This is a genomic window from Companilactobacillus bobalius (assembly GCF_009764355.1).
In genome coordinates this window covers 104,053-120,074 of the sequence record NZ_LNUA01000077.1, presented here as the reverse complement: position 1 = coordinate 120,074, position 16,022 = coordinate 104,053, and the positions used below count along the sequence as shown (strand labels likewise).

Here is a 16,022-nt window from a genome sequence, read left to right as displayed (position 1 = left end):
CCTCCTATTTCTTTCTGCGTGTTCTTGTTAATGATTGTGTCAATCTATCTAGAATAATAGCTAAGATAACAATAGCTAAACCGGCTGAGAAACCATTACCAGCATCATTTCTACCAACGGCGAAGTAAACTTTAGTACCAAGTCCCATCGCACCGATCATAGAAGCAATAACAACCATTGATAGTGAAAGCATCATACTTTGGTTAACACCGGCCATTAAACTAGTTTTGGCAATTGGTAATTCAACTTTAAATAATTTTTGCCATTCAGTTGAACCAAATGAATCAGCGGCTTCGATCAATTCATCAGGAACCTCACGAATACCCATATTTGTCATACGAACTGTTGGTGGCATAGCGAAAATAACTGAAGCTACGATACCAGGAACCATACCGATACCAAACAAGGCAACCGCTGGAATCAAGTAAACAAAGGCTGGCATTGTTTGCATGAAATCAAGAATTGGTTTCAAAATAACTTCGGCAGTGTGACTCTTTGCCATTAAAATTCCTAATGGAATACCAATAACTAAGGCAATCAAACTTGAAGTTAATACTAAGGTCAAAGTTTGTGTCATATCACGCCAGTAATTCAAGTTCCAGATCAACAAGAGACCCAAGAATTCGAAAATCAATAGACCCCAATTTTGTTGATCCCGATTAACGTAATATGTTAGAGCAATAACTAAAACAATAAAGAGCCAAATGGGAATAATATCGAATACCCATTGAAAGGCATTATTGATTGAACCAATAAAGTTAGTGATGGCATTGAAAAATCCGGTAAACTGTACTAACCAATCAACAAAACCATCGATCCAATGTGCTAATGGAACTTCTGGAATACTACCTAATAAAAGACTATTCAAAATCACTCACCTCATTTCCGGCCAAGGCACCTAGAACGGCACCACGAACGATAATTCCTTTCAATTGCTTCTTATCATTGATAACAGCAAATGGAATACCTGTTTGAGAAATATCATCCATTAAATCAGAAATTGGTGTATCTTCTGTGGTTGTTGGAACTTTAGTTTGAATAATAGGTGTAATATCCCCTTTCTTCTCACGAACTAACTTGATAACATCGTTGGCATCAACTACTCCGAGTAGTTTACGTTCAGCGTTGACAATATAAGCTGTTGAAACTTCGTTAGCCTTCATCATCTTCAAGGTCAAACGAGGACCAGCTTTTTCAATGTTGACTGTCATTGGACGAATCATTACGTTACCAGCAGTCAAGACTTTACTTCTATCGACATTCTCAATAAATTCTTCAACATATTCATCAGCAGGATGTGTCAAGATATCTTCTGGCGTACCAGTTTGAATAACTCGAGCATCTTTCATGATCATAATACGATCACCGATCTTCAAGGCTTCGTTCAAATCATGACTAATAAAGATAATTGTCTTATGCAATCGCTCTTGGATATCCAAAAGTTGATCTTGCATATCAGTTCTATTCAATGGATCAAGAGCTGAGAAAGCCTCATCCATTAATAGGATCTCTGGATCATTGGCTAACGCACGGGCTAAACCAACACGTTGTTGCATACCACCTGATAATTGATCAGGATACTCATCATTGTAACCAGTGATACCAACGGTTTCCAAAGCTTCCTTAGCTTTTTGTTCACGTGTATCTTTATCTACACCTTGAATCTCCAAGCCGTATTCAGCATTTTCCAAAATAGTTCGATTAGGTAATAATCCAAAACTTTGGAAAACCATACTCATTTTCTTACGACGAACCTCACGAAGTTCTTTTTTATCCATCTTCATTAAGTTCTCGCCATCAATCAATATTTCCCCTTCTGTAGGGTCGATAAGACGATTGATCATTCTTACCAATGTTGACTTACCACTACCAGATAGACCCATGATAACGAAAATTTCGCCATCATAAATTTTAAAGTTTGCTCGGTCTACACCAAGTGTGGCACCTGTTTCCTTGAGAATTTCCGATTTATCTTTTCCCTGTCTGCTCAACTCTTTGGCCTTATTGATATGCTTACCAAAGATCTTAGTTAAGTCTTTGACTTCTACTTTTGTACTCTTATTAGTACTCATTAAATCCCCCATTCTTGGAATTGAAATAAACATACTTTCCTATGCTCATTAATTAGAAATAAAAAAGCTATTATTAAATTTATAAATAACAGCGACCTTTATAACCCTAACAAATATTTTGAGCTTGTGCAAATATTTGAACCCTTTGTAAGCAGTTTAAACACGTAAAAAGTCCCAAATTTCGGCATTTTCAAGCACCATTCAATCTCACTTATAGTATAGACTTAAGAGCTTTCACAAACTCGTCTGAAATATTTTTTTGAAAATATTACTAATTTTTTAAAAAAAATAGACCCATTTTACTAGGGCCTATCTAAATGCATTTCATTTTTAACGTATTTTTCTGTACCATCGACTTTAGCTTGTCCATAATATTTACATTTAAAATCAATTGTATTAAGTGTATTTTGCATAGCTTCCATTTGCTTCATTACTGATACACGTAACTCTTGAAACATTTGATAACGTTTTTCTAAACTGGCATCCCCTTCAAGGGTCCATTGCATAAACTGTTTAATATCACGAATAGGCATTCCGGCATTCTTTAAACACTCAATCATTTGTAAAGAACCGATATTATCATCCGTAAAACGTCTCACACCAGCTTCATTTTTATTAAGATTAGGAATTAATCCTTCCTTATCATAATAACGAATTGTTGGTAAACTCAATCCAAATTTTTCCGCTACTTCTCCAATTGAATAAGTAGTCATCATCTCTTGCATAAAAAGCCTCCATATGCTTTAACCTAAAGTTAAGTTTAGGCACTTGAGCTTTATAATAACATCAAAATAAAAAAGATGCAGAATTCTGCATCTTTTTTTATTTTGTAACATTCTTAGTTTGTGCCCATTCGTTAGATAAGAAGTAATCATCCATCTTATACTGTGTATTTTCAGGATTTGCTTTCTTATCCTTATAATAATACTTCAAATGGTGATCTAGCATTAACCAGCCACGCCAGCCCATATGGATAGTATCTTCAGCAATATAGTTGGAATTCTTAACATTAGAAAGATCTACTATATTGTTAAAGCCTTGAGTTCTCAATTGATACTTGATCTTCTTATCAAAGTTAGTGATTGAACTCTTTGGCATTCCAGTATATTTAACCCAATGTGGATTAATAGGTTGAATTACAAACATCACTTCTACTTTATTTCTAGCAAACATGTAAAGTAATGCTTGGAAATCATTATATTCTGGTGAACTAGTATATTTAACGTGACGGTGAGTATTTTTATAGGTTCTAATTCTCTTTCTCAATTGACGCTTATAGAAAGAGTCACCAATTTGCATATCATTATCACGTGAATTATGCTTGGCCATCTTAGTAGCTAGTTTATTTAAATCTTTATAATTGTAACTATCGGGTAGCTTGCTTGCAGCATCATCAATCATCTTTTCATGATCATTCATTGATAATGATCCAAAGAGATTATCTTGACTTTGCAAGCTTGAACGTACAAATGTCTCAATATAGAAACGTTGGAAACTAGTAATCTGTTTACCTTCAGAAATACGTTCTAGAGCATCATCTTCGATGGGGCCTTTGCTGACTCCCAAATCAAGAATCCTTCCAGCAACATATTTATTCATTGCTTTATCACCAGTATTAGATTTCAAAATGAAACCTGTCAATTGCAATGGTGATAGGAAATATTTGAAAGCATCAGCTTGAACACCGGATTTACTAAACCATTGTGGAGAAATAATGAATACAGCTTTATTTCCCTTAAGGTTAGACATCCCACCAACATTCATTGCTTGTGTCAATGAAGCAGTACCAGGATTACCTTGTAAAAATGGTTTATTCTTCCAATGATATTTTTGTGCCATGGAAGATGGATGGAACGGATCCATTCTAGAAAGTTCTGATGAACCAATAATAGGAATATAGTTTTCCTTTTCAGCAGCATTCTTCACACTTTCACCCTTCAAAACTCGGATGTCCAATGAAGTAGCAGCCTGTCTAACTTTTTGCGGTGTAACCGTCTTAAAGTTGATTGGCGCCCAGAGTAGAATTAATAAAGCAGCAATGGCAACTATAACAGGTCCAAAAATCATCCATAACTTTTTTTTCATAGTCTATTCCAATTCTTGTACACGTTGAGCAATTTTGTTAACAGTTGACCATTGTGAACGGTCGAATTCTGAAACTGGTACTTGAATTCCGAAATCATCTTGGAGTGTTACTAAAACTTCTACTGTTGCCATTGAATCCAGAACACCATCTTTAAATAGGTCTTGATCAGCATCTTGACCAACATTGTCTAGGCCTGTAACATCTTGCAAAATACCTACGATTTTTTCTTTAATATCATCCATAATAAACTCTCCTAACTTAATTTAAACGAACCATAATTTGTCTAAAATACCTGAGAAAATCATAAAACTGAAACATACAACATTGAACGTTAAGAAGATAGCAAATGCTTCTGTAAACTTATTGCTTGGGATTTGTTTACGATGTTTCTTCTTAAATCTTAACCAAGCATCATTAGTAATCATTGCACAGGCATGGAAAATACCATAAACAATGTAGTACCAAGTTTCACCATGCCAGAAGCCCATAATCAGGAACAAAGTAATGTAACCGACGTTGGCAATTGTGACACGATTCTTTAACCATTTGTGTTTGATCACAGTGAACATTAAACGCATATAGATGAAATCACGGAACCAGAATGATAAGGTAATGTGCCATCTATTCCAAAAGTCCTTAATATTGTGGGACTTGAATGGAGCTCTAAAGTTCATTGGTGTCTTTACACCCATGAAATTACTGATTGCTACAGCAAAGAGTGAGTAACCAGCAAAATCAAAGAACAAATACATACTATATACATACATGTAGGCTACTAGAGCCCAAGAAAGTCCTAACGGAGTTTCGCCCTTATAAGATAAGGTCAAAATTTGAATCTTTGGTAACAGTAACGTTCCAAAGAAGTATCCAATAATGAATTTGTATAACAAACCTTGCATCAATCTGTTAACACCACTGTGCAAAAGTTCAACATATTCATCACGACTAGGAACATTCATAACATCTTTTTGGAAACGTCTGAATCTATCAATAGGTCCAGATGAGATGGTTGGGAAGAATAGTAAGAAACGAACGAATTCATATGGCTTAATATCCTTAATAACACCATCACGAATTTCCATAATTATTTCGACGGCTTTGAAGGTCAAATAACTGATACCTAAAAAAGCAAAGAGTGAGATTGTTTGATTCTTAAGAAGTGGATCTAACTTTACGAAAACTAGAGGAATGATTGCCAATACAACATAACCGGTAAAGATCCAGAAATTATTGTGTTTCTTGCGATACGACAGATATGTAAACACTAATAACATTTCGTAAAGAACATAGAATATCAATGAAATCCCTTGGGACATATTGCCACCAAAGAATGTGATTATTAAGATAATGACTGTTGCGATAAAATCATAAACTCTGAAACGTTTACCAAACCACAAACCAATCATGATTGGTAACAAGAGCAACATTAAATAGATAAAATAATGTGGACTACTATAGGGTGTAATGTTATTCATTAATCTGGCCTATTAAAGTCTTTCTATCAATTTTTCCATTTTTACTAATTGGTAGTTGCTCTACAAATTTCAAGACGTTAGGAATCATGTATTCCATTGTCGTTTCTCTCAATGAGTCTTTAATATCAGAATTTAAATCGTTCGCATCATTATCTTTAAATTCATCTTCCAAAACGATGCAGGCAATCATCTTACTTACTTGTTTCTTATTGTTATACAAAGGAACTGTACATGATTGCTTTACCTGTCTTAGGTTACCAAGCATTGAGTCCACTTCTTCTAGTTCAATTCTGTAACCATGCATCTTAATTTGGAAATCAGTTCTACCATGATAGAACAACAAACCGTCATCAGCTTCACTAACCATGTCACCGGTATGATAGAACATCTTACCGTCAACTTCTTCAAAAGCCTTTTCAGTTTGAACAGGATTATTTAGATAACCCTTTGATACATCAGGACCACTAACTAGTAATTCACCAGTCATGAGACCTGTCTTTTCATCGATTGCACCAATAATTTGATGGTCCATATTTGGCTTCAAGTAACCAATTGGTAGACGATCAAATTTCTCTAATGCATCTTGATCAATTTTGATTGATGTAATCGCAACTGTATTCTCAGTTGGTCCATAAGTGTTATAAAGTTCAGCACTAGGGAATTTTTTCAAAAGTTTCTTAGCAGTTGCGTGGGTCAACTCTTCACCACAGAAGATAAACTTATTCAATTGTGGCATGTGTTCCTCATCGAAACCTCTAAATAGTAGACACATTTCAAAGAATGATGGTGTTGAGACCCATGTATTGAAATCCGATTCAATGATGGCCTCTTGCAACTTACCAAAATTCTTAGTTGTATCCTTATCAACTACATTCAACGTAGCACCATTCATCAATCCTGGATAAATATCGAAAACTGACAAATCAAAAGAAAATGGTGCTTGTAATAACATATTCATCTTGTCTGAATAATTAAATTCTTTTTCAGCCCATTGAACGAAATCCAAAATGTTATTCGTACTAATTTGTACCCCCTTAGGAGTACCTGTTGTTCCTGAGGTAAAAATGATATAGAAGTTATCATCTGGACCAACACTACGATTGCTATCGTAAATGTTATTATCAGAAGCTAGTACATTGGAGATTTCAGCTTTAGTTACCTGTGGAGTATCTACTCCAAAGTCTGTCGTGTCACTCCAATTAAGGATCAAAGAAGGTTTGGCAACTGAATTGATTTGAATGATTCTTTGTGGATCTGAACCATCGTCAACTGGAATATAAGCATGTCCGGCTTTGATTGAACCTAAGAACATTACTAACATTTCAAATTGTTGTCCACCGTAGATAATAAGTGGGCTTTTAGCAGGAAGAAATTTGTCCTGTATAAAACTTGCTACACGATCTGATTGCTGCATTAATTCTTGATATGTATGTGTCTCTGACCCATTCTTGTAGCAAACTTTGTCAGGGTTTTGTAATGCGACGGTGGTTATTTTTTCAATGATTTTATTCATTAATATTACCTTCTCCCGTTAAAATTCGTTGTAAATAAATTTGGCACTACCAACACCGTTATACCCATATATATATAAGAGCACTAAGAAAATAGCGAAAAATACAACTGTCTTAATAATAAAAACCGTTGCTGGTTTTTTTAGGAAAACAAGTAAACTATTTTTCATAATCAACACCTCGTTAAAAAGAGTTTGCTTTATGCGAAAACTATCTAACCATTCAATATAAATGGTGTCAAACTAAGAAATGAACCTAAATAATTGATTATTGTTATTTCTATATCATTTGTATAAACATTATAATAAAATCTTCGCTATCATACGTATGCTCTTTTTATAAAGAAATTTATCACTTTTTGACCAATCGCAAGGCCGACATATGATTGCTTGATTATCTGTTTAAACAAATTTATTATAATTGAATTGACTGTAACTTTCCACAATATACGCTTTGTACTCGGTAAACTTTCTCATAAAAAATTACTTTTAATTGCTTAGAAAATTATGATAAAGAATTGCTTTACCGTTTTTCATTATGAACAACCAAAATTAAAAGTAAATGAATGAAGGGCATAATTACCAAAGTGTTAGTCTCATGTGACATTTTTGTAAGATAAATCGTTTACATAGAACCGATATATTTTTTTATTTATTTACTTAAAATAACAAAAATCACAATTATCATATTTGATTATTTCGGTATTTTTGAAAGTAAAGGTAACTTTATATATTTAATTTTGGATATATCAAAAAAGGAGTTCATATTAACCAATACAGTTAATATGAGCTCCTTTTGATTCAAGTTCTTCTCTAGATTTTTGTCACTAATTACATACTCTGTTTGAAGTCAACGTAGGCACCAATCAAATTGGCATCATTATGATACTTACATGATTTGATTACTGGCATAAATGGAGCAATCTCTACTTTATCTAATATGATTTGAATTTCTTTTTCAATATTAGGTATTAAAGTATCAGATTGAGATATTCCTCCACCTAATACTATCATCTCTGGATCAAAACCATATTGTAAGTTATAAATAGCCACGGCCAAATGATGATATAAATCATGAGCATATTCTTGAGCTAATTTGTCTCCATTCTTAGCTAAATCGAAAATATCTTTGCCTGAATAGTTAGTACCTTTGGCTTCATTGTAACGTTTAGCTAGGGAAACTGCTGTACCAACATTACTTAGAGTCTTATAACCTTCAGCAAGGGTGTAACCAAATTCACCACCAAAAAGATGTTTTCCATGATGAACATGTCCATCCATGATAACTGAACCACCGACTCCTGTACCAATAACGATAAAAATCAAATTCTTCAATCCCTTGGCTACGCCACGATCCATTTCAGCTAAGGCAGCACAATTAGCATCGTTTTCCATACTTACTGGTAACCCAAAACGTTTTTCTAATTCGTCCTGTATCTTAAAGTTGTGAATATAGGGCAAAGCACTGGCACCCTCGATAATACCAGTCTCTTTATTAACTGCTCCTGGAGTACTCATCCCTACTCCTGCTAATTCATGATTGGTCTTAAAATCATTGATTACTTTGGTCAAGCCCGCATAATACCCTGCAAGATCCTTTGGAGTATCAAAAGCACCTTTTTCGACCAATTGATCATTTTTACTATCCCATAATCCGTATTTAATACTAGTACCACCAACATCTATTAAAGCAACATCTTTCATTATTCTCTCTCCTAATGCAATCGTTTTCATTTAATATCTCTAGATTAACATAGATACAAATAAATCGTTTAAAAGATTAGAAATAAAGGATTTTTAGTATATATGACTGTTTAAACACCAAATATACTCGTTTGAATTTTTTTAATAGAAATGGTCTTGTTTTTGTTTATAATCATTTTTCAATTTAGATAAAAAACATTTATAAATTTAGATACAAACCGTATGGCTTCTTTTGATAAACTCTAAGTATGAAATAGAGTCACTAATATAACAGTTAGGGGGTTAGCTAATGAAATTACTAAAAAATATCATTCGTATATTAGCTTTGACAAGTCTTAGCCTGTCTTTAACTCCCCTAACAACAGCTAAGGCAGCCGATGCTAATGCTATTAGTGTGAATACGAGTGATTTGACTAAATCCGATGATTCTGTTGTTACTTCATTGGCAGCTAACGATACAACTGTGGCTGATTCTAAAGTTTCAACTGTCACTGTAACTGTTCTATCTGGTTACTTGACACTTGATGCTGTACCTGATTTCAATTTTGGTAACATTGCTTTAGGCACAACTGCTAAGTTAAAAAATAATACAGCCGATACTACTGGAATTGAAAATCCAGGTGAAGATGGTAATACCAAAGGGCTTTTACAAGTTACTGATTCACGTAATCTAACTTCTAAAGAAGATATTCCTGGATTTAACTTATATGCTAAAATGGGATCACTAGTTGGGGCAGACAATACATCTCTTGATGCTATTCTAGATTTAAGCTCTATGCCTCTACTAGATTCCAACAACAATAACGTGTCTAGCAGTTCCACTAACCTTTCAACTCAAGCTGCTTCTTTAACTTCAAATGCCAGCACCACTTCAACTGTTATGGATCTTAAAAAAGGTTCATACAATCCTGGCGTTATCAAAGCTGGATTTAACACACCTGATTCAGCAAGTATGACTCTCCCCAAGAGTTCCGACTACAGCTACGACAAATCATCTAAGAATATGAATGCCGTAGTAACTTGGATATTGACTGCAAATCCTACAGTAACAACCAAATAGATACTAAAATCCTCTAGTTCGAATATGAACTAGAGGATTTTTTATGATCATACGTAAAAAAAACAGTTAGATCAATTTTGACCTAACTGTTTTTATTTAAAATCCGTTATCAGAACTTACTTTAGCGTACCAATGTCCCGACTTTTTCAACGTCTTTGTTTGTGTATGGATATCATCACGAATCAATCCATAGCGATTACGATAGGCATTCTTCCATGACCAACAATCAATTGCGGTCCAGACAAAGTAGCCGTGGCAATTAGAACCAGCCTCGATACCCTTGTGCAATTGAACCAAATGATCATGAATAAAATTGATTCGATAATCATCCTGAATAACGCCATCTTTCATGAAACGCTCTTCTCTTGAGACGCCCATACCATTTTCGGAAACAAACCATGGAATATTTTTATAGTTATCACGAATATTAATCGCAATATCATAAAGCGTCTGTGGATAAATTTCCCATCCCTTGTCGACATTCATAACTCGACCAGGCATTTCGTAATTATCGAAGTAAATATCAGGCATCCAATCTTGAAGACTCTTTGGTGAAACACTAGGTCTCTTGACACGTTCAGGATGATAGAAATTAACACCTAAAACATCAACTGTATTGTCAGCAATCAATTTCAATTCTTCCGGTGTGCTCTGGAAAAGAACACCTGCATTGTCTAATATCTGTACTAATTCTTCAGGAAAATGTCCTAAGACGGCTGGATCTAAGAACATATTATCATCCCACATAGTAGCAAACTTAGCGGCTTTAACATCTTCTGGATCGTTTGAAGCTGGATAAGCTGGTGTCAAATTCAGAATTGTTCCAATTTTAGCATCAGAATTATTGGCTGCCTTCCAAGCTCTGAAACGTTTAATAGCTTTAGCCGATGCCAAGTTCAAATTATAAGCAACTTGAACAGATGCTGGCCCATCAACCTTTAATGGATAGTGAAATTGATATAAGTATTCTCCATCCAAAATAACTTTAGGTTCATTAAATGTGAACCAATTTTTAACTCGATCACCAAATAATTCAAAACATTTCTCAGCGTAATCAGCAAATAAGTCGGTCACGTGCTTTGACTCCCAGCCACCAAATTCTTGATAAAGTTGAACTGGTAAATCAAAGTGAAATAAATTGATGTATGGCTCAATTCCATTTTCGATCAGACAGTTGATTACATTGTTATAAAATTCAGCTCCATCCGGATCAACTTCACCAGTGTCTAAATTTTTAATCAAACGTGTCCATTGAATTGAGGTTCTTAAAGCTTTGATACCAGCTTTTGCCATTAACGGAATATCTTTTTGATAATCATTATAGAAGTTAGAAGCCTCATCAGGTCCTACTCCATCGTAGAAATCGTCTGGCTTCTTTTCAAACCAGTAGTCAAAGACATTTTGATTAGGTTTATGAAAGTTACCCTCCGATTGTGGACCCGAAGTAGCTGCTCCCCAGGCAAAATCATCTGGAAATTTTATCATTGTTTAAGCTTCCCCCTTTGAATAAGTTTGAGCAAAATCAACTGCTGCACCACGTAAATTAGACTCGTCAGTATAGTGACATGGGACAATTTCAGGTTTAATTGAAGCAATTTTAACAACCTTACGAATCTTTTCGACTTCCTTTTCAACTTCAGGAATCAAATGTGGATTGTTGGATACTGCTCCCCCCAGAACAATCAATTCGGGATCAAAACTGTATTGCAAGTTATAGATTCCCTTGGCTAAGGAATAATACATCGTCTGTACTTCTTTTTGTGCACGTGCATCTCCATGATCAGCCAAATCGAAAACTTCTTTACCACTATAATTCGTAACTGGTTTGGAATTGGCATTATATCTTTGAGCCACACCAACCGATGTAGCCAAATTGCTCAAAGTATTTTTATTATCGACAAGTGTAAAACCAAATTCACCACCAAATAAATGTGCACCGTGCCAAATTTGATGATTGATAATTACCGAACCACCAACTCCAGTACCAATAATTAGGAATAGCAAACTTGAAACATCCTTACCAGCACCTGAATCTAGTTCAGCCAAAGCGGCACAATTAGCGTCGTTTTCCATACTGACGGGTAAATCGAAACGTTCACTTAAAGCTTGTTGAATTTCGAAATTATGAATATACGGAATAGCGGAGGCTCCCTCAACCACACCTGTCTTCTTATTAACAGCTCCCGGTGAACTGATACCAACACCTGTAATTTGATATTGTGTTTTCATCGTATTCACTTTAGCCGTTAAAGTTTGATAAAACTCTTCGAGTGTTTGCGGAGTTTTAACTGGCTCTAATTTTTCCAACTGACCATTCTTCATTACTGCAAACTTGATAGATGTTCCACCAATATCAATTAAACCTAAATTACTCATTTTTTATTCAATCTCCATTTCAAAAGGTGCTAGTGGAGCACCAAATTCATTAAATAAGGTACACACTGGATAATTTGCATAAGCATAACGAATCTTTTCAACACCTTGGGCATTACTGATCACGATAACATTGCCAACTGCGGAAACTTCTTGTGTTGACCACTTGCCGGCCTTTTTAACATCCATTTCGGCTTTACCACGTTGAACTAAAGCACTCACTGAAGCGACAAACAAAATTAACTGATCGCCTACTACTTGTTTTCGATAAACATATGGAGTTGAATTGTAACTTTTATCTGAGAGGATTTTACCAATTCTAGTTCCTGCTATTCGTTTATGAGTAGGATGAATATTATGTTTCTCACCAGTGTCAGCAATGGAAACTAAGTGAACATCATTCAAAGTTTGCGTAATTTTCAATTGATGTTGTCGAATAATGGCCCAAGCATTTTGTGGTTCGTCATAATAACCTGGTAATTGCACAATATAAAACGGCAATGATTGGTCGGCAAACAATTTGCGCCAACTCGAAACTAAACCACGCAACATAATGGCATAAACATCAGGATTGTCAGCATCGTTTTCTCCTTGGTACCAGACAACTTTATTGAAAGAATAGTTACTTACTTGCTCAATCATCGTATGGAACAAACCGTTTGGACGTAAATAAGATGTTGGTGTCATTGGAGGTGGCCATGGTGTATGACCAACTTTATCCTTGGCATCGCTCAACGAAACTTTAGGATTTTCCTTTTGAAATTTAGCTAAGTCAGTATTATGTTTTTCTACTGAAGCATTATAGTCAGCAAATTCACGATCATAATCAGCCTGGGTTTTACCAGTCGTGGCTTCTTTAAAAGGCTTAACATAGCGTTCAATCAATTCTTGACTACTTTGCAAGACTTCTTCTGGAACCCATGAAGAAATCGAAGTTCCACCTTTATAGCAATCAATAATACCAACTACTTCATCAGGATCTAACTTTGACAATTCCTTGGCAATCCAATAACCAATATCGGACATTTCCCAAAGTGTCTCTTTATTCGCAGTTTCCCACCTAGATGTGGTCAAATCCTTTGGCAGTGTGAGTTCACTATCTTGATATTCCAATTGTGGAACGTTGTAGAAATAAACATTTTGTAAATTCAAATGGTCAATTTGTTTTTGATATTCGGCGTCATCTCGAAATTTGAATTCAATATTAGATTGTCCTGTCAGTAGAATTACTTTACCTGTTTTAATATCTTTCAAGGTCAAAGTCTCATCTAAATTCTTCAATTCAATATCAGCTATCGTTTTTTCTGGTAAGGCTGAAATTTTAATTGTCCATAATCCATTATCATCAGTAATAGTAGTAAAAACTTTCCCCAATATCTTGGCACTGACAATCGTATTACGAATGGCTCGTCCACTTATTTTAAAAGTTTTGTTTTCAGGAACAACCATCTTATCCGTATAGATGCCGTCTACTTGTAAATCCTTATTCATTTACGTGTTCCTTAGCCTTTAATTGAGAAATTTCATCATGCAAATTGATAACTTTTTCAGCAACCGTCATCATAATATCAGCTGAAATGAAATGATCTTGAGAATGAATCAACATGATTGATTTTTCAACTTGTTCACCATTCATTTCATCAGTCATCCATTTAGTTTGAATATTGTGTGCTTCATGTAAAGTCTTTTTGGCATCTTTCAAAGTTGTTCTAGCAGCATCGATCTCACCTTTTTCTGCTTGATTCATTGCATTAATACACATTGATTTAGCAGTTCCGGCAACTGAGATCAATTCCATTGCGCGTTTTAATTGTTTTTCATCCAAGTTAATGACATCTCCTATGCTTGACTTGTCTTTAATTCCTTTTCTGATTCTTTATGAGCTTCGTTCATTTCTGTCTCTTTAACAATATCTGGGTTCAACTTGTTATCCATCTTAACGAATGGGTAGTAAATGGCTGTTGTAGCAACAACAATTACAGCTTGAACAATTAATCCATTGATTGATCCAGTATATAAAAGTCCTGAAAGCAATGTAGGTACTGTCCATGGAACATTGTTTACGATAGGTCCGATGAAACCAAGCTTTGTAAACAATAGTCCGATATAGAATGCTAATGGTTGAGCTACTACCCATGGAATGAAGTACAAAGGATTCAAGATAATTGGCAAACCAAAAGTAACAGGTTCAGAAATATTAAAGATGGCAGGCATCAAAGAAATCTTAGAAACTTTCTTTGCAGCAGCTCTCTTTGAAAATAGGATCAAAGCTAGAACTGGTGATACTGAACATGAACCAGCAGCAACAGTTGAGAAGTTCATAAATAATGTTGAGTAAATGTGATGTGCTTGACCTAGCATATTTTGAGTATCATTGATATTCCATGTTAAACCAAAGATTGGTCCCCAAATTGATGTTGGGTGAATACCAAACCATTGAAGCAAACTCCATGTTGTTTGTGATACGAAGGCAAATAGTCCAGTACCAGAAATAGCAAGAGCGGGTTTTTGCAAAGCAGTTAATAGTAATTCAGGCATTGTTTCACCAGTGAATGTTGTACTCAAACCTGTCAAAACAATGAAGACACCCATTGTAATAACACCAGGAATCAATGATTCAAAGCTTCGTGCAACAGCTGGTGGTACTGAGTCTGGCATTTTAATAGTAATATTCTTTTCAAGAACCTTATTGTAAATCCAAACGGCGAATCCACTAATTAGTAAAGCAGCGAAGACACCTTTAGTACCAAAGAATGTTGTATCCATGTAGTTCAAAACATCAATAGGCTTTTTAGCACCATCTGGTGTGTATTGGAACTTCCATGGCATACATATAAAGAATGCACCTAGAGCGTATAGAACAGAAGTCATATGTTCCTTACTCTTTGGGAAATATTTGCGTGAAAATGTGTGTGAAAAAATAACAACTAACAATACAGCAAAGGTATTCAATGAACCATTTGAAATGAGTCCAATCAAATTACCTGTTGTCGTTAAACCTTTGAACAAACCAGATGTGGCCCATGCAGACCATGAACCACTGATTAAACGACCTAAACCTAGACCTTGTTTACCGAAGATCAACCCATTAGTTGGATCAACGAAAACATTTTGAATCATAATAGCAAAACCAGCAATCATTGATGTTGCAGCAACAATGATAAATGAATCACGTAAAGTTAATAACAATTTATTAGCAGCAATTTTACCAGCTATTCTAGTAAAGTTTGCTTGGAACTTTTGTGTCCCGCTTCCTTTGCTTTTCCCCATTTTAGCCAATTCCCTTCTCTTTCAATACATCTACAAGAACTTGTCCGTCCATACTACCAAATTGTTGCATGGTCAATAGAATAACTTGTGTATCTGGATGAGCTTCCTTTGTTTGATCGTATGCCCAACCGATTTGTGGAGCTAGCAAGATAACGTCAACATCATCTCCAACTTCATCAACCATACCGAAATCATAAGCATCAACTTTTACATCGGCACCTTCAGCATCATAAACTTTCTGCATCTTTGAACCAATTAGACTTGTGGAAAAACCTCCACTACAGAAAATAGCAATCTTTAATTGTTTCATAATGAAACCCCCTTCATTTGTTAACGCTTTCAGTATAAAAGCATATACATTTGAAGTCAATACCATTTTTATATTTGTTATAACAAATATCACTTTTGAATTCTCATTACATGAATCAATGCCTATTCCAATTTTTCAATTAAAAAATTTAAAAACGCCTAT

At 34.9% G+C, this 16,022-nt stretch carries 16 protein-coding genes; 1 reads left to right on the top strand and 15 read right to left on the bottom strand.

All coding sequences use genetic code 11. The features are described 5' to 3' along the window. Positions 1 to 4: 4 nt before the first annotated feature. The 9 genes from ATN92_RS16970 to ATN92_RS16930 form a co-directional block, all read right to left on the bottom strand. On the bottom strand, positions 5 to 868 hold the full coding sequence (locus tag ATN92_RS16970; RefSeq protein WP_056954251.1) for an ABC transporter permease: 864 nt from the start codon (positions 866 to 868) through the stop codon (positions 5 to 7). Next, positions 861 to 2,072 carry a quaternary amine ABC transporter ATP-binding protein gene (locus ATN92_RS16965; RefSeq protein ID WP_056954249.1) on the bottom strand — a complete coding sequence of 404 codons (1,212 nt, stop codon included), beginning with the start codon at positions 2,070 to 2,072 and terminating at the stop codon, positions 861 to 863. The genes ATN92_RS16970 and ATN92_RS16965 overlap by 8 nt, the downstream gene beginning before the upstream one ends. Positions 2,073 to 2,374: 302 nt before the next feature. Beyond that, positions 2,375 to 2,788, bottom strand: coding sequence for a MerR family transcriptional regulator (locus ATN92_RS16960; RefSeq protein ID WP_056954667.1), 414 nt, complete (start codon positions 2,786 to 2,788; stop codon positions 2,375 to 2,377). A gap of 106 nt (positions 2,789 to 2,894) precedes the next feature. Then, entirely contained in the window at positions 2,895 to 4,157 is a 1,263-nt protein-coding gene (dltD, locus tag ATN92_RS16955; protein WP_056954247.1) for a D-alanyl-lipoteichoic acid biosynthesis protein DltD, read from the bottom strand. Positions 4,158 to 4,160: 3 nt separating this feature from the next. After that, positions 4,161 to 4,400 (bottom strand): D-alanine--poly(phosphoribitol) ligase subunit DltC, encoded by a 240-nt coding sequence (gene dltC / locus ATN92_RS16950; RefSeq protein WP_371125783.1) that lies wholly within the window; start codon positions 4,398 to 4,400, stop codon positions 4,161 to 4,163. Positions 4,401 to 4,421: 21 nt separating this feature from the next. Continuing rightward, positions 4,422 to 5,633, bottom strand: coding sequence for a D-alanyl-lipoteichoic acid biosynthesis protein DltB (dltB, locus tag ATN92_RS16945; protein ID WP_056954245.1), 1,212 nt, complete (start codon positions 5,631 to 5,633; stop codon positions 4,422 to 4,424). Continuing rightward, positions 5,626 to 7,146 (bottom strand): D-alanine--poly(phosphoribitol) ligase subunit DltA, encoded by a 1,521-nt coding sequence (dltA, locus tag ATN92_RS16940; protein ID WP_056954243.1) that lies wholly within the window; start codon positions 7,144 to 7,146, stop codon positions 5,626 to 5,628. Before dltA ends, dltB begins: the two co-directional genes overlap by 8 nt. A gap of 18 nt (positions 7,147 to 7,164) precedes the next feature. Further along, a complete protein-coding gene (locus ATN92_RS16935; RefSeq protein WP_056954241.1) occupies positions 7,165 to 7,314 on the bottom strand; it encodes a teichoic acid D-Ala incorporation-associated protein DltX in 150 nt (49 codons plus the stop codon). 660 nt (positions 7,315 to 7,974) lie between these two features. Continuing rightward, on the bottom strand, positions 7,975 to 8,847 hold the full coding sequence (locus ATN92_RS16930) for an ROK family protein (RefSeq protein WP_056954239.1): 873 nt from the start codon (positions 8,845 to 8,847) through the stop codon (positions 7,975 to 7,977). A gap of 289 nt (positions 8,848 to 9,136) precedes the next feature. Here ATN92_RS16930 and ATN92_RS16925 point away from each other — a divergent pair, with 289 nt between their 5' ends. Next, entirely contained in the window at positions 9,137 to 9,907 is a 771-nt protein-coding gene (locus ATN92_RS16925; protein WP_056954237.1) for a WxL domain-containing protein, read from the top strand. 96 nt (positions 9,908 to 10,003) lie between these two features. Here the strand turns inward: ATN92_RS16925 and ATN92_RS16920 are convergent, their stop codons facing one another. From ATN92_RS16920 to ATN92_RS16895, 6 genes are read right to left on the bottom strand one after another with little or no spacing between them, the layout of a single operon-like run. Continuing rightward, positions 10,004 to 11,392: a glycoside hydrolase family 1 protein gene (locus tag ATN92_RS16920; protein ID WP_056954235.1), complete on the bottom strand. Its 1,389-nt coding sequence runs from the start codon at positions 11,390 to 11,392 to the stop codon at positions 10,004 to 10,006. 3 nt (positions 11,393 to 11,395) lie between these two features. Then, positions 11,396 to 12,283 carry an ROK family protein gene (locus ATN92_RS16915; RefSeq protein ID WP_056954233.1) on the bottom strand — a complete coding sequence of 296 codons (888 nt, stop codon included), beginning with the start codon at positions 12,281 to 12,283 and terminating at the stop codon, positions 11,396 to 11,398. Positions 12,284 to 12,286: 3 nt separating this feature from the next. Next, positions 12,287 to 13,771 (bottom strand): sialate O-acetylesterase, encoded by a 1,485-nt coding sequence (locus tag ATN92_RS16910; protein ID WP_056954231.1) that lies wholly within the window; start codon positions 13,769 to 13,771, stop codon positions 12,287 to 12,289. Continuing rightward, a complete protein-coding gene (locus tag ATN92_RS16905; RefSeq protein ID WP_056954229.1) occupies positions 13,764 to 14,105 on the bottom strand; it encodes a PTS lactose/cellobiose transporter subunit IIA in 342 nt (113 codons plus the stop codon). The genes ATN92_RS16910 and ATN92_RS16905 overlap by 8 nt, the downstream gene beginning before the upstream one ends. Before the next feature lie 14 nt (positions 14,106 to 14,119). Further along, on the bottom strand, positions 14,120 to 15,550 hold the full coding sequence (locus ATN92_RS16900) for a PTS sugar transporter subunit IIC (protein WP_056954227.1): 1,431 nt from the start codon (positions 15,548 to 15,550) through the stop codon (positions 14,120 to 14,122). Between the two features lies 1 nt (position 15,551). Beyond that, a complete protein-coding gene (locus ATN92_RS16895; protein WP_056954226.1) occupies positions 15,552 to 15,860 on the bottom strand; it encodes a PTS sugar transporter subunit IIB in 309 nt (102 codons plus the stop codon). Positions 15,861 to 16,022 lie beyond the last annotated feature (162 nt).